This window comes from Mesorhizobium montanum (genome assembly GCF_033977145.1).
Classification (GTDB): Bacteria; Pseudomonadota; Alphaproteobacteria; order Rhizobiales; family Rhizobiaceae; genus Mesorhizobium; species Mesorhizobium montanum.
This window is the reverse complement of record NZ_JAVIJF010000010.1, coordinates 197,723-219,294: the sequence shown is the minus strand read 5'-3', so window position 1 is coordinate 219,294 and position 21,572 is coordinate 197,723. Positions and strand designations below refer to the sequence as shown.

Annotated in this window: 24 protein-coding genes and 1 pseudogene; 5 read left to right on the top strand and 20 right to left on the bottom strand. The window is 62.0% G+C overall.

Going from position 1 to position 21,572, the window contains the following annotated elements; all coding sequences use genetic code 11:
- Positions 1–7 precede the first annotated feature (7 nt).
- The 8 genes from ccoS to ccoN form a co-directional block, all read right to left on the bottom strand.
- Positions 8–178: a cbb3-type cytochrome oxidase assembly protein CcoS gene (ccoS, locus tag RFM68_RS15960; RefSeq protein ID WP_320233925.1), complete on the bottom strand. Its 171-nt coding sequence runs from the start codon at positions 176–178 to the stop codon at positions 8–10.
- Complete coding sequence (locus RFM68_RS15955) at positions 175–2,460, bottom strand: cation-translocating P-type ATPase (protein WP_320233924.1); 2,286 nt, start codon at positions 2,458–2,460, stop codon at positions 175–177. The genes ccoS and RFM68_RS15955 overlap by 4 nt, the downstream gene beginning before the upstream one ends.
- Positions 2,457–2,972, bottom strand: coding sequence for a FixH family protein (locus RFM68_RS15950; protein WP_320233923.1), 516 nt, complete (start codon positions 2,970–2,972; stop codon positions 2,457–2,459). The genes RFM68_RS15955 and RFM68_RS15950 overlap by 4 nt, the downstream gene beginning before the upstream one ends.
- Complete coding sequence (gene ccoG / locus RFM68_RS15945) at positions 2,969–4,528, bottom strand: cytochrome c oxidase accessory protein CcoG (RefSeq protein WP_320233922.1); 1,560 nt, start codon at positions 4,526–4,528, stop codon at positions 2,969–2,971. Before ccoG ends, RFM68_RS15950 begins: the two co-directional genes overlap by 4 nt.
- 169 nt (positions 4,529–4,697) lie before the next feature.
- Positions 4,698–5,561: a cytochrome-c oxidase, cbb3-type subunit III gene (gene ccoP / locus RFM68_RS15940; protein WP_320233921.1), complete on the bottom strand. Its 864-nt coding sequence runs from the start codon at positions 5,559–5,561 to the stop codon at positions 4,698–4,700.
- Positions 5,562–5,563: 2 nt separating this feature from the next.
- A complete protein-coding gene (locus RFM68_RS15935; protein ID WP_320233920.1) occupies positions 5,564–5,713 on the bottom strand; it encodes a cbb3-type cytochrome c oxidase subunit 3 in 150 nt (49 codons plus the stop codon).
- 13 nt (positions 5,714–5,726) lie between these two features.
- The gene (gene ccoO / locus RFM68_RS15930) at positions 5,727–6,458 is read right to left on the bottom strand and encodes a cytochrome-c oxidase, cbb3-type subunit II (RefSeq protein ID WP_320233919.1); all 732 of its coding nucleotides are present in this window, start codon (positions 6,456–6,458) and stop codon (positions 5,727–5,729) included.
- Positions 6,459–6,468: 10 nt separating this feature from the next.
- Positions 6,469–8,079: a cytochrome-c oxidase, cbb3-type subunit I gene (gene ccoN, locus RFM68_RS15925; RefSeq protein WP_320233918.1), complete on the bottom strand. Its 1,611-nt coding sequence runs from the start codon at positions 8,077–8,079 to the stop codon at positions 6,469–6,471.
- A gap of 270 nt (positions 8,080–8,349) precedes the next feature.
- On the opposite strand from ccoN, the gene hemN reads away from it, so the two are divergent.
- Positions 8,350–9,726 carry an oxygen-independent coproporphyrinogen III oxidase gene (gene hemN / locus RFM68_RS15920; protein WP_320233917.1) on the top strand — a complete coding sequence of 459 codons (1,377 nt, stop codon included), beginning with the start codon at positions 8,350–8,352 and terminating at the stop codon, positions 9,724–9,726.
- Positions 9,727–9,745: 19 nt separating this feature from the next.
- Here the strand turns inward: hemN and RFM68_RS15915 are convergent, their stop codons facing one another.
- From RFM68_RS15915 to RFM68_RS15905, 3 genes are all read right to left on the bottom strand, one after another.
- Positions 9,746–10,177: a potassium channel family protein gene (locus tag RFM68_RS15915; protein WP_320233916.1), complete on the bottom strand. Its 432-nt coding sequence runs from the start codon at positions 10,175–10,177 to the stop codon at positions 9,746–9,748.
- A gap of 95 nt (positions 10,178–10,272) precedes the next feature.
- Positions 10,273–10,722 carry a group III truncated hemoglobin gene (locus RFM68_RS15910; protein WP_320233915.1) on the bottom strand — a complete coding sequence of 150 codons (450 nt, stop codon included), beginning with the start codon at positions 10,720–10,722 and terminating at the stop codon, positions 10,273–10,275.
- A 254-nt stretch (positions 10,723–10,976) separates the two neighbouring features.
- The gene (locus tag RFM68_RS15905) at positions 10,977–12,176 is read right to left on the bottom strand and encodes an NnrS family protein (RefSeq protein WP_320233914.1); all 1,200 of its coding nucleotides are present in this window, start codon (positions 12,174–12,176) and stop codon (positions 10,977–10,979) included.
- Between the two features lie 212 nt (positions 12,177–12,388).
- Here RFM68_RS15905 and RFM68_RS15900 point away from each other — a divergent pair, with 212 nt between their 5' ends.
- Complete coding sequence (locus RFM68_RS15900) at positions 12,389–13,093, top strand: Crp/Fnr family transcriptional regulator (RefSeq protein ID WP_320233913.1); 705 nt, start codon at positions 12,389–12,391, stop codon at positions 13,091–13,093.
- Here the strand turns inward: RFM68_RS15900 and RFM68_RS15895 are convergent.
- From RFM68_RS15895 to RFM68_RS15885, 3 genes are all read right to left on the bottom strand, one after another.
- Complete coding sequence (locus RFM68_RS15895; protein ID WP_320233912.1) at positions 13,090–13,305, bottom strand: DUF1858 domain-containing protein; 216 nt, start codon at positions 13,303–13,305, stop codon at positions 13,090–13,092. The genes RFM68_RS15900 and RFM68_RS15895 overlap by 4 nt on opposite strands.
- A 358-nt stretch (positions 13,306–13,663) precedes the next feature.
- A complete protein-coding gene (locus tag RFM68_RS15890; RefSeq protein WP_320233911.1) occupies positions 13,664–14,179 on the bottom strand; it encodes a GNAT family N-acetyltransferase in 516 nt (171 codons plus the stop codon).
- A 48-nt stretch (positions 14,180–14,227) separates the two neighbouring features.
- The gene (locus RFM68_RS15885; protein ID WP_320233910.1) at positions 14,228–14,875 is read right to left on the bottom strand and encodes a helix-turn-helix domain-containing protein; all 648 of its coding nucleotides are present in this window, start codon (positions 14,873–14,875) and stop codon (positions 14,228–14,230) included.
- A 229-nt stretch (positions 14,876–15,104) separates the two neighbouring features.
- On the opposite strand from RFM68_RS15885, the gene RFM68_RS15880 reads away from it, so the two are divergent.
- Both RFM68_RS15880 and RFM68_RS15875 read left to right on the top strand, forming a co-directional pair.
- The gene (locus tag RFM68_RS15880) at positions 15,105–15,278 is read left to right on the top strand and encodes a hypothetical protein (protein ID WP_320233909.1); all 174 of its coding nucleotides are present in this window, start codon (positions 15,105–15,107) and stop codon (positions 15,276–15,278) included.
- Positions 15,279–15,364: 86 nt separating this feature from the next.
- Positions 15,365–16,392, top strand: a pseudogene (locus tag RFM68_RS15875) (zinc-dependent alcohol dehydrogenase family protein).
- 52 nt (positions 16,393–16,444) lie between these two features.
- Here the strand turns inward: RFM68_RS15875 and RFM68_RS15870 are convergent.
- Together RFM68_RS15870 and RFM68_RS15865 are read right to left on the bottom strand one after the other, a co-directional pair.
- On the bottom strand, positions 16,445–17,005 hold the full coding sequence (locus tag RFM68_RS15870) for a cytochrome b/b6 domain-containing protein (protein ID WP_320233908.1): 561 nt from the start codon (positions 17,003–17,005) through the stop codon (positions 16,445–16,447).
- A 13-nt stretch (positions 17,006–17,018) separates the two neighbouring features.
- Positions 17,019–17,297: a PepSY domain-containing protein gene (locus tag RFM68_RS15865; RefSeq protein WP_320233907.1), complete on the bottom strand. Its 279-nt coding sequence runs from the start codon at positions 17,295–17,297 to the stop codon at positions 17,019–17,021.
- 253 nt (positions 17,298–17,550) lie between these two features.
- Between RFM68_RS15865 and RFM68_RS15860 the strand changes: the two genes are divergently transcribed.
- On the top strand, positions 17,551–18,039 hold the full coding sequence (locus RFM68_RS15860) for a sulfocyanin-like copper-binding protein (RefSeq protein ID WP_320233906.1): 489 nt from the start codon (positions 17,551–17,553) through the stop codon (positions 18,037–18,039).
- A gap of 109 nt (positions 18,040–18,148) precedes the next feature.
- Here RFM68_RS15860 and RFM68_RS15855 read toward each other — a convergent pair whose 3' ends face one another.
- The 4 genes from RFM68_RS15855 to RFM68_RS15840 form a co-directional block, all read right to left on the bottom strand.
- Entirely contained in the window at positions 18,149–18,739 is a 591-nt protein-coding gene (locus tag RFM68_RS15855; protein WP_320233905.1) for an NAD(P)H-dependent oxidoreductase, read from the bottom strand.
- Positions 18,740–18,769: 30 nt separating this feature from the next.
- A complete protein-coding gene (locus tag RFM68_RS15850) occupies positions 18,770–19,156 on the bottom strand; it encodes a hypothetical protein (protein ID WP_320233904.1) in 387 nt (128 codons plus the stop codon).
- A gap of 86 nt (positions 19,157–19,242) precedes the next feature.
- Positions 19,243–19,692, bottom strand: coding sequence for a thioredoxin TrxC (gene trxC / locus RFM68_RS15845; RefSeq protein ID WP_320233903.1), 450 nt, complete (start codon positions 19,690–19,692; stop codon positions 19,243–19,245).
- On the bottom strand, positions 19,689–21,566 hold the full coding sequence (locus tag RFM68_RS15840; protein WP_320233902.1) for a heavy metal translocating P-type ATPase: 1,878 nt from the start codon (positions 21,564–21,566) through the stop codon (positions 19,689–19,691). Before RFM68_RS15840 ends, trxC begins: the two co-directional genes overlap by 4 nt.
- Positions 21,567–21,572: the final 6 nt, after the last annotated feature.

Genomic DNA, 21,572 nt, shown 5'->3' with positions numbered 1-21,572 from the left:
ATCTACATCAGTTTGATCGCCCGCCTTCGTTGTCTCTTGCATCGGGTTCGATCAGTATCCGCTCAGCGGCTCCATCGAGATCCTCGTACTGGCCGCTGCGCAAAGCCCACAGGAAGCCGGACAAGCCGAGCGCCCCCAGGAACAGGGCCACGGGAATGAGATAGGCGAGCGTGGTCATGGATGGGCCGCTTCGATGACATCGGTGCGGCGCCTGGCCGGAGCCGCTTCAGGTGCCGCTTTCGCCGTTGCCTGAAGCCGCATCGCATTTGCGATCACAATCAGCGAGGAAGCGCTCATCGCGATCGCCGCGATGAGCGGCGTCACATGTCCAAGGATGGCGATCGGCACGGCGAATGCGTTATAGACGATCGCGATTGCGATGTTCTGGCGGATGAGCCGGCCGGCCTTGCGCGAGACATCCAGGGCGAGCGGCACAGCCAGCAGGCTCTCGCGCAGGAAGACAAAATCCGCGGCCTGGCGGCCAATGTCGGCCGCGGTTGCCGGAGCCATCGAAACGTGTGCCGCTCGCAGCGCCGGTGTGTCGTTGAGGCCATCGCCCACCATCAGCACCTTGTGACCAGCGCGGGCGAGTGACTCGATCCACTCGACCTTCCCGGAGGGCAGCAGAGCCGGCACGAAACTTTCGGTTCCCAATGATTTGGCAACCTCGCCGCAGGCCTTCGCGGTATCTCCGGATAATATGTCGACGGATATGCCGGCGGCCTTCAACTGCTGGATTGTTGCCTTGGCGTCTTGTCGAAGTGCATCCTCGAAAGCGAAGCACGCGACGATGTTCCCGTTCTTGGAGAGTACCGTGCCGCCATAGCCACCGAGTTTACCTTCACCGCCGGTGCGAGCCTTCCAGCCCGCCCATCCGCGCCGTCCGAGCCGCCACGTATTCCCCGCCGTTATGGCTTCGACGCCGAAGCCCGGATGCTCGCTGACGGATTCGACGCCAGGCTGGCCGGAATATCCCGCATAACCGGTGATGGCCCTCGAGAACGGGTGGCGGGAATGAGCCGCAATGTCGGCCGCGATCGCAAGCATGGTCGGATCGATCGAGGACGCATTCACCAGCTTTGGGCGCCCGAGCGTCAGCGTTCCGGTCTTGTCGAACACTGCCGTGTCGATCGCAGCGAGACGCTCCATTGCCGAGCCATCCTTGACCATGACGCCAGCCTCGAAGAGCCGTCTGGCCGCTACGACCTGGACGATCGGCACCGCAAGGCCGAGCGCACAGGGGCAGGTGATGATCAGCACGGCGATGGCGATGGTGACAGCCCGGTGCCAATCGCCGGACGCGACCATCCAGCCGAGGAATGTCATAAAGGCCGCCAGATGGACCACTGGCGCGTAGAGCGCCGATACGCGATCGGCGATGCGCCGGTAACGTGAGCGGCCACCTTCGGCGGCCTCCATCAATCGGACCATTTCCGCCAGAAAGGAGTCCTTCGCGGCGGCGGTTGCCTGCATCGTCAGCGGACCTGTGAGGTTGAGCGTGCCGGCCTGAACATGTGCGCCGGCACCCACGGCCTTGGGCACGCTCTCGCCGGACACGATCGAGCAATCGAGGTCGGAGTTTCCGCCGAGTATGTCGCCGTCGACCGGTATGCGTTCTCCAGCCGCGATGAGCAGGCGCATTCCCGGCGTGAGTTCGGCGACGGGCACATACTCGCGCGTGCTGCCTTCCCGCAGGACCACCGCGCCCCGCGCCGCGAGCCTAGAAAGGCTACTGACGGCCATTCGCGCCCGCTCGCGCATCACGTGGTCCAGCGTGCGGCCGATCAGCAGGAAGAAGAGCAGCGATACCGAGGCGTCGAAATAGGCGTGCTCGCCGTGATTGATGGTCTCATAGAGGCTCATCGCGTAAGCGAGCGAGACACCCACCACGATCGGCACATCCATGTTCATGCGGCCATGGCGCAGCGCGTTCGCCGCGGAGCGGAAGTAGAAGCCGCCGGCAAAGGCGAGGGCTGGGATGGCGATCAGCGCGGACAGCCAATGAAACAGATCGCGTGTCGCACCTTCCGCGCCGGACCAGACCGATACAGAGAGCAGCATGATGTTGCCTGCTGCGAAGCCCGCCACGGCGACAGCGCGGATCAGCTCCGAGAGCGTCCTGTCCTTCTCGTGAATTTCCGGGTCGAACAGATGCGCCTGATAGCCGAGACTGCCGAGCACTGCAAAGAATGGCGGGACGCTGTCTCCGTGCCAGCGAATCGACACACGCTTCGTCGACAGGTTGACGCGAGCGGACTCAACGTTCTCGACTGTGCCGAGCGCAGCCTCGATCGCTTGAATGCAAGCCCCGCAATGAACCGTCGGCACCGACAGGTCGGTCTGGTGAATGTCGCTGCCCAGAGCGCGGCTGGCCAGCCTGATCTCGTCGCTCGACGGCGATGCGGACGCTGCTGCAGTGACCTCCAAAGCCATTTCAGCGCCTGGCGCGCAGCAACTCATTGCAGGGCTCCATTCAAGATCATGACGCGACGGACGTCACGAAATGGTGACGTCAGTCCGGCGTCCGCATCGATCTCCACGATCCAGACGCCATCTTTCGGCGTGTGCCGGGCGGCAAACTCCTGCGGGTTGCCAGGAGAGTCGCCGGACGGGGCGGCGAGCGTCACGGCTTCGTCCTCAGCCTCATAGGCTGGATGGCGGAACAGCATCCTGACGCCGTGCAGCGGCACCGATTTGCCCTGGCTGTCGACAAGGCGGTAGCGGACTTCGCCCGCGGCGACGGTCAGCTTGCCCGTCCAGCCGAGCGCCGCTTGCGCCCGTCCTTTCCTCGCTTCTTCGTTGAACTGCTGGCTCGCAACATAGGTGTTTTCAACAACGAGGCCGGTCCAACTCGTCTGGGCGAGCGTGGCCATGGTGACGTTGACCCCGATCACCACAGCGAAGAAGCTGACGATGACGATCAACATGTGCTTGCCGGTGAAGCCGTGTGGCTTTTGCATGTCGCCGCTCATCTGTCTTTCTCCGGCGCGTTGAAACTGGCGGTGTATTCGGCGGATTCGGAACTCGCCTTGTCGTCGATGCGAAATTCGAAACTCTGCACCGGCTTCTTGATGTGGTCCGCCGGTTGCCTGACGAAGATTTTGAGCGTCTTCAGCCGGTCGGGTTCGACCGGAATGGAGAATGAGCGGCTTGCGGGCTGGTCGATGCCGACGATGCTCATTTCACCGCCATCAAGGCCTTCCAGCGTCACCTCGATCGTCCTCGGCTCGGGTATCATGTTGAGCAGCTTGACCGTATAGCCGTTGCGGATCGAGCCGTCCGAGAGCGTGACGAACTGCGGATTGCGATCATGCAGGACATTGAGCTCCAGCCGCTCGCGCGTCAGCAGCGAATAGACGAGCACCAGGCCGATCGCCGACCAAGCGCCGAGATAGATGTAGGTGCGCAACCGGAAGATCTTGCCCAGATGGAAATGTGCCAAGCTCTCGACGAAGCTGCCGCTCGCCGTTCTGACAAGCGCCGGATCGACCGGGCCGGTGCCCCCGGAGGTGGCCACCGCCATGTTGGCGTTATAGTCCGCCAGCGTCGCATAGGAAATCAGCCTGCGTTCTCGGCCGAGCTTGTCCATGACGCTGTCGCAGGCGTCGATGCACAGCGCGCAGGTGATGCATTCCAGCTGCTGGCCGTCACGGATGTCGATGCCCATGGGGCAGACGGCGACACAGGCATTGCAGTCGACGCAGTCGCCAATCGATTGCCCCGAGGCCGAGGCCTTTTTGGCATGCCTCGAACGCGGCTCGCCGCGCCAGTCGTTATACGTCACCGTCAGGGAACTTTCGTCGAGCATGGCGGCCTGGATGCGCGGCCACGGGCACATGTAGGTGCAGACCTGCTCGCGCATCAGCCCACCGAACACGTAGGTGGTACCGGTGAGTACTGCGATCGTGAAATAGGCGACGGGCGCCGCCGTGCCGGCAACGACTTCGCCGAGCAGCTTCGGCGCATCGGCGAAGTAGAAGATCCAGGCTCCGCCCGTGGCCACCGCGATGACGAGCCAGACGGCATGCTTGGATACGCGCAGGAAGAGCTTGCGAGCGGTCCACGGGGCGGCGTCGAGCTTGATGCGGGCGTTGCGATCGCCTTCGATCGCCCGTTCGACGACAAGGAACAGGTCCACCCAGACGGTTTGCGGGCAGGTATATCCGCACCAGGCTCGCCCGACAGTCGATGTGATCAGGAAAAGGCCGATGCCCGCCATCATGAGGAGGCCGGCGACATAATAGAACTCCTGCGGCCAGATCTCGATGAAGAAGAAGTAGAAACGGCGGTTCGCAAGGTCGATGAGAACGGCCTGGTCGGGAGCGAAGGGGCCCCGATCCCAGCGCAGCCAGGGCGTCAGGTAATAGATGCCGAGCGTGATCGACATCACCAGCCATTTGAACTGGCGGAAACGGCCGGACGCTCGCTTCGGGAAAATCTTCTTACGCGCCGCGTAAAGCGGCTGCCGCGTCTTGGCGGAGTTGACTGCTTCGGCCTCGAGCCGTTCCACCTGCGTCTGATCCAGCACGACGTTCTCCAATCGCGGCGAAACGACACCGCCTCTGCCGGCAGTCTTGCAATCGCTCACGCCAGATCGCGTTGATGCAGGTCAAATTGGGTCATCAAAAACAAGCCGAGGCCCGGCGTGGCCGGGCCTCGTCGCTTGAACGGCCGAGGGCCGAGAATAGGCCTCGATCCTATTCTCCACCACCAAGCGAATGGACATAGACAGCCAGTTCCTTGACCGTTGTCTCTCCGAGGCGGCCGACCCAGGCAGGCATTACTCCGTTCTTCGGGGCTCGCACCTGAGAAGCAATTGCGAGTTCACCGGAGCCGTGGAGCCAGATCGCATCCGTCAGATCGGGTGCTCCGAGTTCCCGGTTGCCCTTTGCGTTCTCGCCATGGCAGGCGGCGCAGTTGTCCGCGAAAACCTTGGTGCCGGGCTCGATCAGCGTTCTGTCCCGCACGAGCCCGGAAAGGCTGGCCACGAAAGCGCTGACCTGAGCGATCTGCTCGGGCTGGAGCACATCGGCGAAGGCAGGCATCTCCGACTGGCGGGTGTCGGCGTCCGCGGCGAAGCGGATACCGTGCGTGATCGTCTGCTGGATCTGCTCCGTCTTGCCGCCCCAGAGCCAATCGTCATCGTTGAGGTTCGGAAACCCTGTCGATCCTTGCGCGCCGGAGCCGTGGCACTGCACGCAGTTGACCTTGAATGCCGCGCCGCCGGCTGCGACGGCGAACTCGCGCAACGCGTCGTCCGCGGCAATTTCCGAAACTGTTTTAGACTGTATTGCCGCGACGTATTTTGCTTTGCCGGCTTCAGCCGCGGCCATTTCGTTCTTGACGTCATTGCGGCTGGAAAAGCCTAGAACACCTCTGGTGGCGGAGCTCAGCAGCGGCCAGGCGGGGTAGGCAATCGTGTAGGCCAGCGCCCAGGCAATGGTGACGTAGAAGGTGATCACCCACCAGCGGGGCAGGGGATTGTTAAGCTCCCTGATACCGTCCCATTCGTGGCCGGTCGTCGTCACGCCCGAGATTTCGTCGACATGCTCGCTGCTCATGATCAATCATCCTTGAGAGGAATCTCTGCGGCGTGGTCGGCATGCGCTTTGCCACCTGGACGAAGCGCGAAAGCAATGCAGCCCACAAAGAACAGGGCCATGGCAAGCAGGCCCCAACTGTCGGCGAACTCCCGCATCAAGTTGTATTCCATCGGTTTGCCCTCCTCAGCGGTAGCCGGCTGCTTCGTCGTAGTTCTTGAAATCGACCAGGGTGCCGAGCATCTGCAGATAGGCCACCAGGGCATCCATCTCGGTGACCTGCTGCGGGTTGCCGTCGAAGTCGCCGATTTTGGCCTTCGGATAGCGCTTTTCCAGGCCGGACGTGTCGGCATTGGGATCGGCCTGCGCCATCAAATCCGCATTGGCATTGGCGATCATGTCATCGGAGTAAGGGACGCCGACACGCCGGTTGGCGACGAGATGCGTCGAGAAGTCCTTCACCTCGATCGGCGTGTCCTTCAGGAAGGCATAGCTCGGCATGATCGACTCTGGCACGACGGAACGCGGGTCGGTGAGGTGCTGGACGTGCCAGCTGTTGGAGTAGCGGTCGCCGACGCGAGCGAGATCCGGTCCGGTGCGCTTGGACCCCCATTGAAACGGATGATCGTACATCGACTCGGCCGCCAGGCTGTAATGGCCGTAACGTTCCACCTCGTCCCGGAACGGCCTGATCATCTGGCTGTGGCAGAGATAGCAGCCCTCGCGCACGTAGATGTTGCGGCCGGCAAGTTCGAGCGGCGAGTAGGGCCGCATGCCCTCGACCTTCTCAATGGTATTGTCGAGATAGAACAGCGGCGCGATCTCGACGATTCCGCCAACGGTCACGACCAGCAGGGAGCCGACGAGAAGCAGCGTGGCGTTCTTCTCGATCAGTGCGTGTTTATCGATCAGGCCCATGTCTGGCTCCTTATTCGGCAGGCTGGAAGGCCGGGACGGAACCGGGCAAAGGCTGCTCTTGGCGTTGGTAGCCACGAATGGTCATGGTGACATTCCAGGCCATGATCAGCATGCCGCTGAGGTACATGGCGCCGCCCGCGGCGCGCATGACATAGTAGGGATGCATGGCGGCGACGGTCTCGGCGAAGGAGTAGACCAGGAACCCCTGCTCGTCGTACTCGCGCCACATGAGTCCCTGCATGATGCCGGACACCCACATGACCGCCGCGTAGACGACGATGCCGAGCGTCGCCAGCCAGAAGTGCCAGGTGACAAGCCGCAGCGAATAGAGCCGCTCGCGGTTCCAGAGCTTGGGCACCATGTGGTAGATCGCGCCGAACGTGATCAGGCCGACCCAGCCGAGCGCACCCGAATGGACGTGGCCGATTGTCCAATCCGTGTAGTGCGAGAGCGAGTTGACGGTCTTGATCGACATCATCGGACCTTCGAAAGTCGACATGCCGTAGAAGGCGATGGCCGCAACCATCATGCGGACAATCGGGTCCGTACGAATCTTGTCCCAGGCCCCGGAGAGGGTCATGAGGCCGTTGATCATGCCGCCCCAGGAAGGCATCCACAGCATGATCGAGAACACCATGCCCAGCGTCTGCGCCCAATCGGGCAGGGCGGTATAGTGAAGATGATGCGGGCCTGCCCAGATGTACAGGAAGATCAGTGCCCAGAAGTGGATGATCGAAAGTCGGTAGGAATAGACCGGTCGATTGACCTGCTTGGGCACGAAATAATACATCATGCCCAGGAAACCGGCGGTGAGGAAGAAACCGACCGCGTTGTGGCCGTACCACCACTGCGTCAGCGCGTCCTGGACGCCGGAGAAGGCGGAGTAGCTTTTAGAGCCAAGGAACGAGGCGGGCATCGACAGGTTGTTGACCACATGCAGCATCGCGATGGTCACGATGAAGGAGAGGTAGAACCAGTTGGCGACGTAGATGTGCGGTTCCTTGCGCTTTAAGATGGTGCCAAGGAACAGGATCAGGTATGCGACCCACACGATCGTCAGCCAGATATCGACATACCATTCCGGCTCGGCATATTCGCGGCTTTCGGTGATGCCCAGCAGATAGCCGGTCGCGGCCATGACGATGAAAAGCTGATATCCCCAGAAGACGAACCAGGCGAGATTGCCGCCAAAAAGCCGCGCCCGGCAGGTGCGTTGGACGACGTAGAGCGAGGTGCAAATCAGCGCGTTGCCGCCAAATGCAAAGACGACGCCGGAGGTGTGGACCGGCCGCAGCCGGCCGAAATTGAACCATGGCTGGATGTTGAGGTGAGGATACGCGAGCTGCAGCGCGATGATCACGCCGACCAGCATGCCAACGACGCCCCAGAACACCGTCGCGATGGCCCCGTAGCGGATCGGACCATCCATGTAGGCGGAAGGGTCGATCGGCGCTGCGGGCTTGAAATCCGTTTTGCGCAGCAGGATCGCAGTGAAGCCAGCCACGACGAAGAACAAAACCCACATGTGTTGGCGAAAAGCTTCATCCGCGCCGAAGCCGGCGGCGACAAGGGCGCCAAAAGCAAACAGGCTTAAAAGGACGATCTCCGTGCCAAATCTCATCGCAAGTCCCCGATCTCGTCTCGAAGGTTCCGGCGGAAATGCCCGCTCGCGGCACCATTTCGGGATTTGCCAACCCCTGGCCTTGATCCAGGTCAAACGCGGACTGCTTTTGTTTGGAAGCGTCTGTGCCGGCCGCTAGCTTCCAGCCGCGAGGCGACTAGGCGACGACGCCCGTGATCAGATGGGGGACGGCAATTTGCGCCAGTTATGCTTGCGCCGGCTTGATCGAAATCAAGGCTTTGCCGGTGCCGGTCAGGCAGTTTGCCCGGCATGAGCTCCGCCGCCACCACCATCCATGAGACACGCCCATTGCCCGCTGCCGCGGGCCTTGGCGACACCGTACCACGTTACACGAGCTATCCGACGGCCCCGCACTTCCATCCGGGCGTTGACGCGATGACTGTTCGCGGGTGGATGGATGCGCTTGAGGGCGATGACGAGATATCGCTCTATCTGCATATCCCCTATTGCGACCGGCTGTGCTGGTTCTGCGCCTGCCATACCAAGCAGACGCGTCACTATGCGCCTGTCGCCGCCTTCCTGCGCTCGCTCCACAAGGAGATCGAAACGGTTGGCGGTCTTGCAAGCGGCAGGGTCCGCGCGGTCCATTTCGGCGGTGGCTCCCCGACGATGCTGAAGCCCGACGACATACTCATGCTGGGAAAGGCGCTGCGGGATCGGTTCGACTTTCTCGAGGATGCCAGCCTTAGCGTCGAGATCGATCCGAACGACATGGACGAGGGGCGGCTCGACGCCTTCGCTGCGATCGGCATGACGCGAGCGAGCCTTGGCGTCCAGGACTTCGATCCCAAGGTGCAGAGGGCGATCAACCGCGAGCAGAGTTTCGCGTTGACCCGAAGTGTTGTCGATGCGGTGCGTGCGCGGGGCGTCACTTCCGTCAACCTGGATCTGCTCTATGGATTGCCGCATCAGAGCTGCGAGAGCGTTGCGGCGACCGTCGCCCAGGCGCTGACGCTGGCGCCGGACAGGCTGGCCTTGTTCGGCTACGCGCATGTGCCATGGTTCAAGAAGCATCAGACGATGATCGATGAAGCCTGGCTGCCCGATTCCGCGGCGCGTTTGGCGCAGTCGCAACTTGCCGCGCGACTGATTGTCGATGCCGGCTATGATGCCTTGGGGTTGGATCATTTCGCAAAGCCGCGGGACGCGTTGGCGATTGCCGCGCGCAGCGGCAAGATCCGCCGCAATTTCCAAGGCTATACGGAGGACCATTGCGAGACACTGATCGGTCTTGGTCCCTCCTCGATCAGTCGGTTTCGCCAAGGCTATGCACAAAACATCGTTGCGACCGGTGAGTACGAAAAGGTCGTGAATTCCGGACGGCTGGCGATAGCGCGAGGCGTTGAGTTCAGTCTGGATGACCTGGCGCGGAGCTGGCTCATCGAGCGCCTGATGTGCAGCTTCACTTTCTCGGCGACAGACCTTGTCGAACGCTTTGGAGCGGTCGGCCAAACACTGCTCTGCGAAGCCAGCCGCCTGGCCATCGGCGGCGCAGGCCAGCTTCTTCGACTCGACGGTGAGAACTTCGTCGTGCCGGAGGAAAGCCGTCCTCTCGTCAGGACAGTGGCGGCGAAATTTGACAAATATCTCGGCAATGGAACCGGCAGGCATTCGGTAGCGGTTTGAGCCAGCTTCAGGCGGCGGGTCAAAAGTGCTCGCCGATCCTGAAGGGGCCGACACGGGTGCCGGCGGCGATCAGGTAGGCGGTCGACCAACCAATCAGGAGAAGGCCATTGATACCCTCCAGGGCCGCCAGCACGCGCCAGCCATGGGCGGGCACCACATCTCCATAGCCGACCGTTGAAAACGTGATGGTCGAGAAGTAAAGCGCCGTCTCGAAGTCGCTCAAGATTCCGAGTAGCCGGTAGATTCCGGCCCATAGCCAGACCTCTGCCGTCATAACCGCGAAAAGCCCCATGACCACGCTGATCATGGCCAAGACCCGGCTGCGCCGCCCATGCAGGCGAAAGAGCGCCACGAGGCGCGCCATCACGCGGGTGATCGCGATAAGGCCGAAAGTGTGGATCAGAACCGTCAGGCTAATGACGATCGTACCGACGCAAGGGTTGAGGATCATTCGAGGAAACTAAGGCCTCGGCCGGACGCGGTCCTTGCGTAAGATCAAGCCGGATATCCAGCTCGGTAAATTCCGCCGCGCCGGGGGCATTGTGGCTACTGGCCGGCCGCGACGGCGGCCGGGCCGAGGTGAAAGAAAATGGCGAGCCTGAGGCTCGTTGCTATCCGTTCCGCCCGCTCGACAAACACCGCCGTGATCTCAGGGGTGAAGAGTTCGGACGCCGTTTCGCCGAAGAGAGCCAGCCAGATATCGAAGTCGGCATCGGTGACGTCCCCGAGCTTCAGGTGGGCCGGAACCGGCCGTCCATGATAGTCGCCGCTCTTCAAGATCACGGAGCACCAGAAGTCCGTCATCTTCTCCAGATGAGGCTCCCAATCGCCAACGATCTCTCGGGCGAAGATAGGTCCGAGGCGCTCATCCTTTCTGACCCTGGAATAGAATTTGCGAACCAGCGCGCCTATCGAAGCGCGGTCGACGCCGGGGCGAAGCAGAGGCTGTTCGGCGACAGGGCGAACCCTGCCAAGCAAGGCGGACTTCGAAGTCATTCAGATTCCTTGTTTCTCGAGTGTTCAGGTCAAGCCCGGGCGGTGAAGGGCGGCCGGCAGAGGCCGCGGCGGTCATGGTCAAGACGGAATCCCGCATGTCGGGCTGCGTGCCGACCACGCACATGTTGTTGCCGTCGCGGATGATGTTCGACATGTAGGCCCGGTGGAAGCCCTCCACAACATGCACGCCGCAATTGGCCAGCGAGCGCGGCAGGCAGCAGATCGAACAACCGCGAAGCCTCGCCCGCCCAACTTCAGGAAGCACTGTGGCGGCGGGAGTTGAGCCGTGGCCGCATCAGCATACCGCCGAACAGGACTGCATAGCCGATGAAGGCCACGGCCCAGAACGCCGCCGACAAATGGAGGAGAATTGCCATGGCAGGTGCCATGCCGGCGGCCACGCGCAGGATGGCGGCAACAATGATCGCGACGAAAACCGCGCATGTGCCGCCGCTTGCCCTTAATTCGCGGCCTGTATGGCCGAGTGTGGCACGGGTCATAACGGCAAGCGTCATGCAGGCGATCGCTCCTACTGCAAACGCATGAATGCCGGCCACCATGGGGATATTTTCCGGGACGAAGACGCTCAACCCGGCGAGCAGAAGCCCAACCGGCACAAAAGCAAATGCAACATGCAGGATCAGAACCAAAGGGTCGGGCAGCGTCCGGTAGCCCACCCAGCGGGTAAGCCGGACGGCGTTGAAGATCGCCGCTGCGACCAGCAGCACGCCGGTTGCGATGCTGTCGGGAAAGAACGTCCACGCGGCGAGCCCGACAGCCGACAGCGCGATCGTTCCGAGATCGAATCTGCCGAACGAGGCCGGGAGCCGGCCCGGCTTCTCGCGAACCAGCCAATTACGGGTGAAGCTCGGAACTATCCGGCCGCCGATGATCATGACGAGGACAACAACAGCTCCAAGACCGAGCCGCCGGCTCATGTCGGAGATACCTTGATAATGCGCTTCGGCGTGAAACATGACATTTGCCGCAAAAAGCGTCGCGACTGGCAGCAGCACCTTGAGATTTCGCCAGTTTCGCCCGGCAATGATTTCCGTTGCGGCGGCGGCGACCACCGCAAGAAGAAAGGAGCAGTCTATGGCAGCGCCCAGGAGCCATCCCGTTTCTGCCGAAAAGAACACAGCCACCCGGCCCGCGGCCCATAGCAACACGAGCACCAGCAGGCGAAAATCCTGAACAGGAAGTCGTCCCGTCCAATTCGGAATTGCAGTCAGCAGGAAGCCTGTCACGACCGCCGGCAGATAGCCGAAGAGCAATTCGTGAACATGCCAGTCCACGGGCAGGAAGACACTGAAGGTTTCGAGCCTGCCGTAGTAGACGGGCAGCCACAAAAGGATCGCGATGCCGGCTTGCAGCGAGCCTAGCAGAAAGAAGGGGCGGAACCCGTAGGAAAGAATTGCTGGATACGCGCTTGGTCGTGTCCGCGGAATTGCCATGGCATGCCTCATTGGAAACCAGGCAAGGCGCCTGTTTGAGCTTTTCTCTATCCCGGCCCCGAAGGATGGAATTTGCCTTAGATCAAATAGGCGAGTGAATGGCTGACGGCAGCGACGGGAGGCTTCACTTGTCGACGGGCTGTCGTCCGTGACAAAGTCTGGTCAGAGGGCCTTGAGCGCGTTGCACTGTTGAACCCGGGGAGAAAAGCCAGTTGGCAAGCCTTGATCGATCACTGATTGCCGGCCTGTCCGTCTTCGAGGGGATCGCTGCCGCGGATCTCGATCGCATAATCGGACAGGCAAGGTCCGTTCGGGTCGCCAGGGATCAACCGTTGTTCGAGCAGGAGCAGGACGCCCATTCGTTCTTTCTCCTGCTCGACGGCCACGTGCGCGTGGTAAAATCGACCCCGGATGGGCACGAGGTGACCGTTCGATACATAAGCCCCGGCGAGTTGATGGGGATCGCCAGCGCGCTCGGCCGGACCACCTATCCGGCAAATGCCGTCGCCGCCGTCGATTGTGTGGTGCTTGCCTGGCCAAGCCATCTCTGGCCGACATTCGCGACGAGCTTTCCGAGCTTCAGTGCCAACACTTACAAGATGGTGGGAAGCAGGCTGCAGGATGCCCACATGCGCGTCATCGAGATGTCCACCGAGCAGGTGGAACAGCGCGTTGCGAATGCGTTGCTCAAACTGGCCAAACAATCGGGAAAGAAGACGGAGGAAGGAATCCTGATCGATTTCCCGATTTCGCGCCAAGACATCGCGGAGATGACGGGCACGACGCTTCACACGGTAAGCCGGCTGCTTTCGGCCTGGGAAGACCAGGGGCTGGTGAAAAGCGGGCGCCAGAAGGTTGTCGTTGTCGAGCCGCATCGGCTCGTTGTGATCGCCGAAGCGCGTGGATCGAAAAGCTAATCCACGTTGCTGCTTTTGATCGCAGCCTGCAGGTCACGGCGAAGTTGGTCCTTGTCCAAATCATGCTCGCGCGCCGCTTCGGAAATGGTGTGAAAGGAAGCGATCGGGCAGCCGACGCAGAGCATGCCGTGCTGGAGAACGACGCGGATTGCCGCCGGCGTCGCGCGCATGAGGTCGTCCATGGTCTTATCGTCGTTCGATTTGCGTTTCATGCCGCTTGTCCGCTTTGGAGGCGGGCATGTTGCACTGGATTTCCAGGGTGCTCGTTGTGCTGAGACAAAGAGCAAGCAGCCCGATGCTGTTCCTCACATTCAAACGGTACAGATGATCGACCGTGTCAGGAAGCGCTTCTCCCGGCGAGATTGGGTATTCATTGATCGAGAGCAAAGACGACCAGCAAAAGAAGTAGCGGCATCCGCCAATTGCGATGGATCAAAGCTCGCCCTTTTCTCGCCGGATAGATCGCTTGGCGGCCTACTTGACACCGACCGGTCATGAACCGGTGGCAGCGTCGAATGACCGGTGGCGACAGAATTGATCAGCGTCGAGAAAGTCTGATCAACCCTTTGACTAGACGGGTAACTTGGCGCCGAGCTTCCGCTGAACCAGGACGAGCGTCGGGTCATCGGAGTCCGTTGTGACGGTGAAACCCACGTCACGCTCAAGTTCGATCGCTGCGCGGTTTTCGCGGCTCTCGATCGACTCGATCGTCTCGATGCCGTGGTCGTCGGCATAGCGCGCGATATAGCCAAGAAATTCCCAGCCGACACCGAGATGCTTGCGGTCCTCGCGAATGCAGACGGCAACCTCGCCACGCCGGTCGGCTGGATCGGCGGCGAGGGTCGCCACCGCGATCAACATTCCGTCGGTCGAGAAGGCGAGAAAATTATGGATGTGCGGATCGTCGGAGCGGGTCATCGCCACCAAGCGCTCATGCGAAACTTCCCTCACGGCTCCAAGGAAACGGAAGCGCAGATCCTCGGGCGTCACATGGGTGAAGAATTCGGCGACTAGCGGCTCATCCTCGGGGCGAGCGCGCCGCACTTCGAAGCGAAATCCGGTGTGCGTGACGAGCGTGCTTTTCATGGTCGTCCCTTTCAGGCGATTGATGTGGTGATTGGCTCGAAATCGACCTCATTCCCCCATTGCCAGCAGCGTATCGCGCTTGAGAATTTCGATGCTGCGCAGGCTGAGCAGGCGGATGACGCCCTTCTCTTTCAGGCGGGTGAAGACCCGCGAGACGGTTTCGATGGTGAGGCCGAGATAGTCGCCGATGTCATTGCGCGACATAGCCAGTTCCACCTGCTGCAACCCGCCCTGACGCTCCGACATCTCGACCAGGAATGCCGCGACGCGCTCAATGGCGTTCTGGCGGCCAAGCACGAGAAGATGTTCCTGCGCACGGGTCAGGCCTCTCAGCGCAAGAGGCAGGATCTGGCGGGACATGTCCATGCCCGAAGGAGTGCGAAAGACCCGCACGCCGGTTGCGTTGATCGCTTCGGCGAAGAAGTGGTGAGTGGTGTCGGCCTCGAAACCGAAAGTTTCTCCCGCCAGATGAAACGCGCTTATCTGCCTGCGGCCGTCAGCAAGCAGGCGGTAGATGCGGACCGCGCCGAATTCGACCTGGTAGAGGACGCCGGCCTTTTCGCCTTGGGCGTAGATTTCGGCGCCTGCCGGGAAGAAGCTGACCGGCTGCGCTGTCGCTCCGTCAAAAACGAGCGCAGGGCTCTGACGAGCGACATATGACGACAGTTCGATCTTGGCGGAAGCTTGAGCGTACATGGCTGTGGTCCCGGTGAATTTGTGACAACAGCAATCGCGCAAATACGGCCATGCCGAAATTCGGTTATCTCCCTACGGAGAACTACTTACTTAGAGCGGAGCCCGAAATCACCCGATCGAGCCAGGTCTCGTCGAGCAAGCTACTTGGTCCATGCGATTGATCACGATCAAGGCCGGCATGACTTGGCTCGGCAATTGTTTGCCCAGAACCAACCGAGGGAATTTGACCATGACCTCCGACATGATTGAAATCTGGACCGGGATACTCGGCCTTGCCTATCTTGCCGCCGCGGGCCTTTATTTCGAAATGCTCTCCGCAGGGAAGCGCGGCCGTGCTTCGGCAGGCTATGGCTTCGGTCATCACACACGGCCGCACCCGGTCAGGATCCGGCGCTCGCGATAGGAACGGGTGCCGAACCAGCGCGTTTCCATTCACGTTGCAGGTGGCAGCGGTGTATTCCCGTCTATCTTCTAAACCGGGGAAACGTGATGAAGGCAATGGTGCTGGAAAAGCCCGGGACGCCTTTGAGGCGCGTCGACCGCCCCGACCCACTACCAGGGCCGGGCGAGATCAGGCTCAAGGTGGAGGCATGCGCGGTCTGCCGCACCGATCTGCATGTCGTGGACGGCGATCTGCCGCAACCAAAGCTGCCGCTCGTGCCGGGCCATGAATCGTCGGTATCGTCGATCTGGTCGGCGAGGGCGTGTCGCGATCCCGGCTTGGGCAGAGGGCGGGTGTCCCCTGGCTCGGACACACATGCGGCCACTGTCCCTATTGCATCTCCGGCGCCGAAAACCTCCGCGACCAGCCTCTATCTACCGGCTACACGCGCGATGGCGGCTTCGCCAGTCATGTCGTTGCCGACGAGCGTTTCGCCTTCGAGCTCGATGCCGTCGCGGATCCGGCGTCGCTGGCGCCGCTCCTATGCGCGGGGCTGATCGGCTGGCGCTGCCTCAAGAAGGCCGGCGACGGTCGGCGACTGGGCATCTACGGCTTCGGCGCCGCTGCACATATCATCACGCAGGTCGCGATCTGGCAGGGACGTGAGGTCTTCGCCTTCACACGGGCTGGCGACCTTCAGGCGCAGGATTTCGCACGCTCGTTGGGCGTTGTTTGGGCAGGGGCGTCCGAGGAATTGCCCGCTGTCGAGCTTGATGCCGCGATCATCTTCGCACCGGTCGGCGAACTGGTGCCGGCGGCGTTGCGAGCGGTGCGCAAAGGCGGTCGCGTGGTCTGCGGCGGTATCCACATGAGCGACATTCCATCGATGCCCTACAAGCTTCTCTGGGAAGAAAGAGAATTGGTGTCCGTCGCGAACCTGACCCGCCGTGACGCGGAGGAATTCTTCCCGATTGCGCAGCGCGCCCGGGTGCGTACGCACACCAAGGCCTATCCGCTCGAGTTGGCCAACCGGGCGCTGGATGACTTGCGCATGGGCAGGTTAAGCGGTGCTGCTGTTCTTAGTGCCGTGACGTGTTCGAAGGAGCCGTTGGGCTCTGATGCTCGCGCCGTATGAGGAATGGCTCGTCGAATTGGAGGCGAGCAAGGCTGGGTGCGCCGGCGGACCGTCAGGGGATATCGGCCTGCTCGGCCTCGCGTTTTCGCCCCGTGATCATGGCCCGAACCAGGTTCTCGCGATGCCGAAAGCTCGCCAGCGTCACGCCGCCAATGTGAACAAGGACAAGCAGCAGCAGACCATGCGCAGCCAGGCTGTGCGCTGCTTCGACCCAAGGCACGCCGAAAAAGGCGTCCATGGTCATCAGCCAGCCGGTCAGCGCGGTTGCACTCATCACCGCGATTAGCGCGACCACCATCGCGCCGCCTGCGGGGTTATGGCCGATGTGGCGTGCTTCGCGACCGCTCAGCATTGCGCAGAGATAGCTCAACACAGCCGCCGGACCGCGCACGAATTGCGAGAAGCGCGCATAGGGCGTTCCCAGAATGCCCCACACGAGCCGCAACGCGATCAGCGCGGCAGCGGCGTAACCAGCCCAGTGGTGGATGTCTTCCGAGGAATGGCGTGTCAACCACGCCGTGGCGAAGCTGAGCACCAGCGCCCAGTGGAAGCTCCGCACGACCCGATCCCAGACACGCACCCCCGCTGACTCCGGCTGATCATCCGCTGCCACCGAGATGTTCCGATCAGTTCTCGCCGGCTTCGGCATTGTCGAGCTTTTCAAGGGTCTCGGCATTGTAGGCCATGTTGACTTTCTTGCCTGCCTTGTCGACCGCGTAGACCTCGTAGCAGCCCTTCTCGACCTTGATCTGCCGGACGGTGAGGCCTTCACCGGTCAATTCTGCCTCGAGCGTCGCTTTGGGCTTGAACTGGGATTTCGGGGCGGTGCTGCAAGTGCCGCCAGCGGCAAGCGCAGGTCCTGCAAGCATTCCGGCAAGCGCTGCGAGAACGAGTGTACGATACATGGTGGCTCCATTCGTGCTGTCGGGCGCGAGTGCTGCGCCAGTGGTTGGGATTTTCGATCGACCCTGTGAGACGATGATTTCATCGTCATTCTGGCGACATACCCAATTCAACCTGACATCCGGCTGACATTGCATCGGCGCAGCGGTTGAATTCTCCCGTTCCGTTTGATTTGGCGCAATGACGGCGCATGACTGCGCGAGCAGGGTGAGCGCGACGTGAAGGCTTATGCCGTCCGTCCTAAGGAGGGTCGCCATGAAGACCATTTACAAGCTTGGACTTGTCGCAACCGTGCTCATGACCGGCAGTTCCGGCGTCGTCCAGGCTGCATCGCTTGTTCAGGTCTCGCTATGGGACAAGGGCGCGAGCACGGAGATGCCAGTGGGGCTCGCCTATGCGACGCCGGGATTCGACGCCAGCAAGGCGACGATGGGGATCAAGGCCACGCCCGGTGCGGTGAAGGCCGGCGAGGTCACCTTCAATGTGAAGAATGATTCCAAGGATACCGTTCACGAAATGATCGTGATGTTCCTTGCCGACCCGAAGAAGCCACTTCCTTACATCGATGCCGAGAATCGGGTCGACGAAGACAAGGCTGGCGACAATGGCGAGGTTTCGGAGCTCGATCCCGGCAAATCAGGTTCGTTGACCGTTGACCTGAAGGCTGGAAAATACCTGCTTATCTGCAACGTGCCAGGTCACTACGGCGCCAGCATGTGGGCGGAATTTACAGTCGACCCATAAGGCTGGCCGGCTCTGAGCCGGAAATCTGCGGCTGTCTTCGAAATCTGGGCGGCCGACCAAGATGTCGCCAGCACTCCAAATTGCCGTCGCGATTTTCCCGGTCAGCGCCTCAAAGCCCTCGCCGACCGAGCATGCGCATTTGACCAATCCACTTTGCCCGCTTTGCGTCGCTGGCGCTCGCGACCATGCCGAACAGTGTTTCCCGCACCGGCCTGATGCCGACAAAATTGAGGATGCCGCGCCGCATGCCGGCAATCCCGTGGCTGAGGAACCAGATCCGGTAGACGGCCGCGGGCATTCCCATCGTCACGACCAGGCGAGCGGAGCGGCCGCGCAGCAGGGATTTGGCGAAACCTTCGCCTTTGGCCGGGTACGCGAACGCCGTGCCTGGCCGCATCACCTGCTCCAGGAAAGCTTTGAGCATGGCCGGCACGGTGCCCAGCCAAAGCGGGAAGACAAAGACGTAATGCTCCGCCCAGACGACCGCCTCGGGCGCTTGCCTGAGGCTGTCGGGGATCGTCCCGTGCTCGAACTCCTGCATTGTCCGAAGCATCGGAAAGTCCAGCAAGGCCAGGTCGATCTTGCGCACGGCATGGCCGGCCCGTTCCGCGCCTTCGGCATATACGGAAGCCAAGGCGCGGCAGAGCCGGTCAGGTGACGGGTCGGGATGGCCGACGACAACAAGTATACGGCGTGACATGGTTCCCTCCGGCCGGCTTCGAGAGAGGTCCTACGGCTGCTCGACCCGGGCCACTTGATAAGTGTGCATGGCCCCGTTGCGCCTTATGGAGACATACTCGCCGGTCACGAAGCGCTCGTCGCCGAGATGAAAGCCGTCCTCGTCGTCACGATCGCCCTCGGCATAGTCGAAAAACCATTGCCCACCTGGCTTGCGGCGCAAGCGGCCGACAAGGTCCTCTTCGCCGCTACGGAAGCGGCGGACACGGCAGAAGCCCTTGTGCGATTTCCATTCCTCCGCATCCAGCCGCCCTTCGTCGGTGAGCGGCGCCAGCACATCATAGCCTTCTTCGCGGTCGCCCTCCGGATGATCTTTCTCGCGAGCCAGAAGCAGGCGGATGTTCCTGAATTTGGGGGTAAGGTCGTGCAGAGCGGTCATGGCAAACTCCTTTGGAGTCACCGTACCGCGGCGACCCGATGTGACCTTGATCGAGGTCAAACGAGTTTCGGCTCTCCGCGACAGGCTTAGCTGGTGCCTATCGGAATATGACTGCCAACCCAACGGAGGATCTGGCCGGTGTTCATTGCCCCCGAGATGCGCGCGATTTCCCGCTGCTCGTGAAGCAGGATCATGGTGGGGATGCCGCGAATGCCCAACCTCGCTGCGATGGCCTGCTCCTTGTCGGAATTCAGCTTGATCAGCCGAACGTGAGGCTCAAGCGCCTTGGCGGCGGCTTCATAGGCCGGCGCCATCATCTTGCATGGACCGCACCATGGAGCCCAGACGTCGACGAGGACGGGTAGACTGCCGCGACCGATCTGACGATCGAAGTTCGCCGTGTCGACGTCCTGCGGGACCCCTGAAAACAGCCGGGCGCCGCACTTTCCGCATTGCGCGTCGGCGCCGTTTCGGCTGAGCGGCAGTCGATTGACCACGCCGCATTTGGTGCAGACCACCAGATTCTCCTGCGTCATGACCGTTCAGTTCTCCTGGCTCGATTGTGTTCGAGACGGCCATCGCCAAGGGCACGCAGCGCATTGAGTATCACCGCAACGTCTATGCCCTCCTGAAGCAATGCTCCCGCCACCGGCGTTATATGCCCCATGGAAGCCGCGATCATCGCGATGCCCGAGAGCGCGAGCCCGACAATGATGCTCTGCAGGGCGATCCCCCGCGTGCGCCTGGCGATCCGCAATGCTTCCGCGACCGGCTGCAGCCTGTCGGTCAGCACGACGACGTCCGCCGCCTCCGAGGAGGCTGTCCCGCCGCGGGCGCCCATGGCGATACCCACGGTCGCCGCGGCAAGGGCGGGGGCGTCGTTGATCCCGTCGCCCACCATCATCGTCGGCGCCATCGCCTTCTCCGTCTCGACCGTTGCGACCTTGTCCGCTGGCGTGGCATCGGCAATCACGGCATCGAGTTCCAGCGAAGCGGCAATCTTGTCCGCCGCCGCGCCGTCATCGCCGGTGAGCATGACGATGCGGGTGACGCCTGCCGAGCGCAAAGCCCCGACAGTGTCGGGAGCATCCTCGCGTATGGCGTCTCCGAAAGTGAAAATGCCGGCAAGCTCGCCATCAAGCGCCAGAAACACCCTGAGCGCTTGCGCGTTGCGGTGCCGTTCCTCTCCACTTTCCGCCCATTGAGGCTGTGGTCGGTCCCCAAGGACGAGCGATCTCGACCCTGCCGCGATCGATGTCAGATCAACCTGCCCCTTCAGGCCTTCTCCGCGATATTCACGAACATCGCGGGGTTGGGACAGCGCCAGATTTCTATGATGAGCGATGCGGACAATCGAATCCGCAAGGACATGATGCGAAGCCTGTTCCAGAGAAGCCAGAAGTCGCAGCAATTCCTCGGCTTCCTGGCTCGGAGCGACATCGATCTCGATCAGCTCGGCGCCGCCGAGCGTCAAGGTGCCGGTCTTGTCGAAGATCGCGGTGCGTATCTGGGCGAGCGCCTCCAGCGCCGTGCTGCCCTTCATCAAAATGCCGGCGCGGGCAGCGCGAGACACGCCGCCGATGAATGCAACGGGCGCCGCGAGGATCAGCGGACAGGGCGTTGCGACCACCAAAACGGCGAGGGCGCGGATCGGATCACCCGAAAGATACCAGGCGATGCCTGCGACCAGCAACGTGACCGGAAGCAGCAGCAGGGCAAAGCGATCGGCAATGCGTATGAACGGCGCCTTGGCGGTTTGCGCGGCGGCGACCATGCGCACGATCGCGGCGTAGGTGCTCTTGTCGGCGATGGCCGAGGCCCGCATGACAAAGGCCTCGCCTGCATTGACGGTGCCGCTGCGCAATGCATCGCTGGCGCATCGCCGCTCCGGCAGAGCCTCTCCGGTGACGGTCGATTCATCGAGCAGGGCCGAGGCGTCGGTCAGGATGCCGTCTACGGGCAGCAATTCGCCGGCGCGCACCAAAAGCTCGTCGCCGACGGCCACTTGATTGATCGGAACAGTCTCGGTGCCGTGTGCCGATTTTCGATGCGCCACGCGCGGCGCCCTATCGGTCAGAGCCCTGAGATTCCGCTCCGCTCGGCCGCGCGCCAGATCTTCGAGCACTGTGCCGCCCGCATACATGATGGCGATAACCACCGCTGCCAAAGCCTGCCCAAGCAATAGCGCCGCCGACATCGAAACCAGCGCGATCGCATCGACGCCGATCCGGCCGATCCAGAAATCCCGCAAGATGGAAATGGCGAGCATCGTTACGACTGGCAAGGTTGCCGCCGTCCAGATTGCATCGGGCGAGACAAAGTCGGCACCACTCCGCCAGGCGCCCAGCCCAAGCGCCAGACCGAGAACGGCGATGATCAGCAGCATACGCCGCAGCACGGACTCGTTCATGGCCGC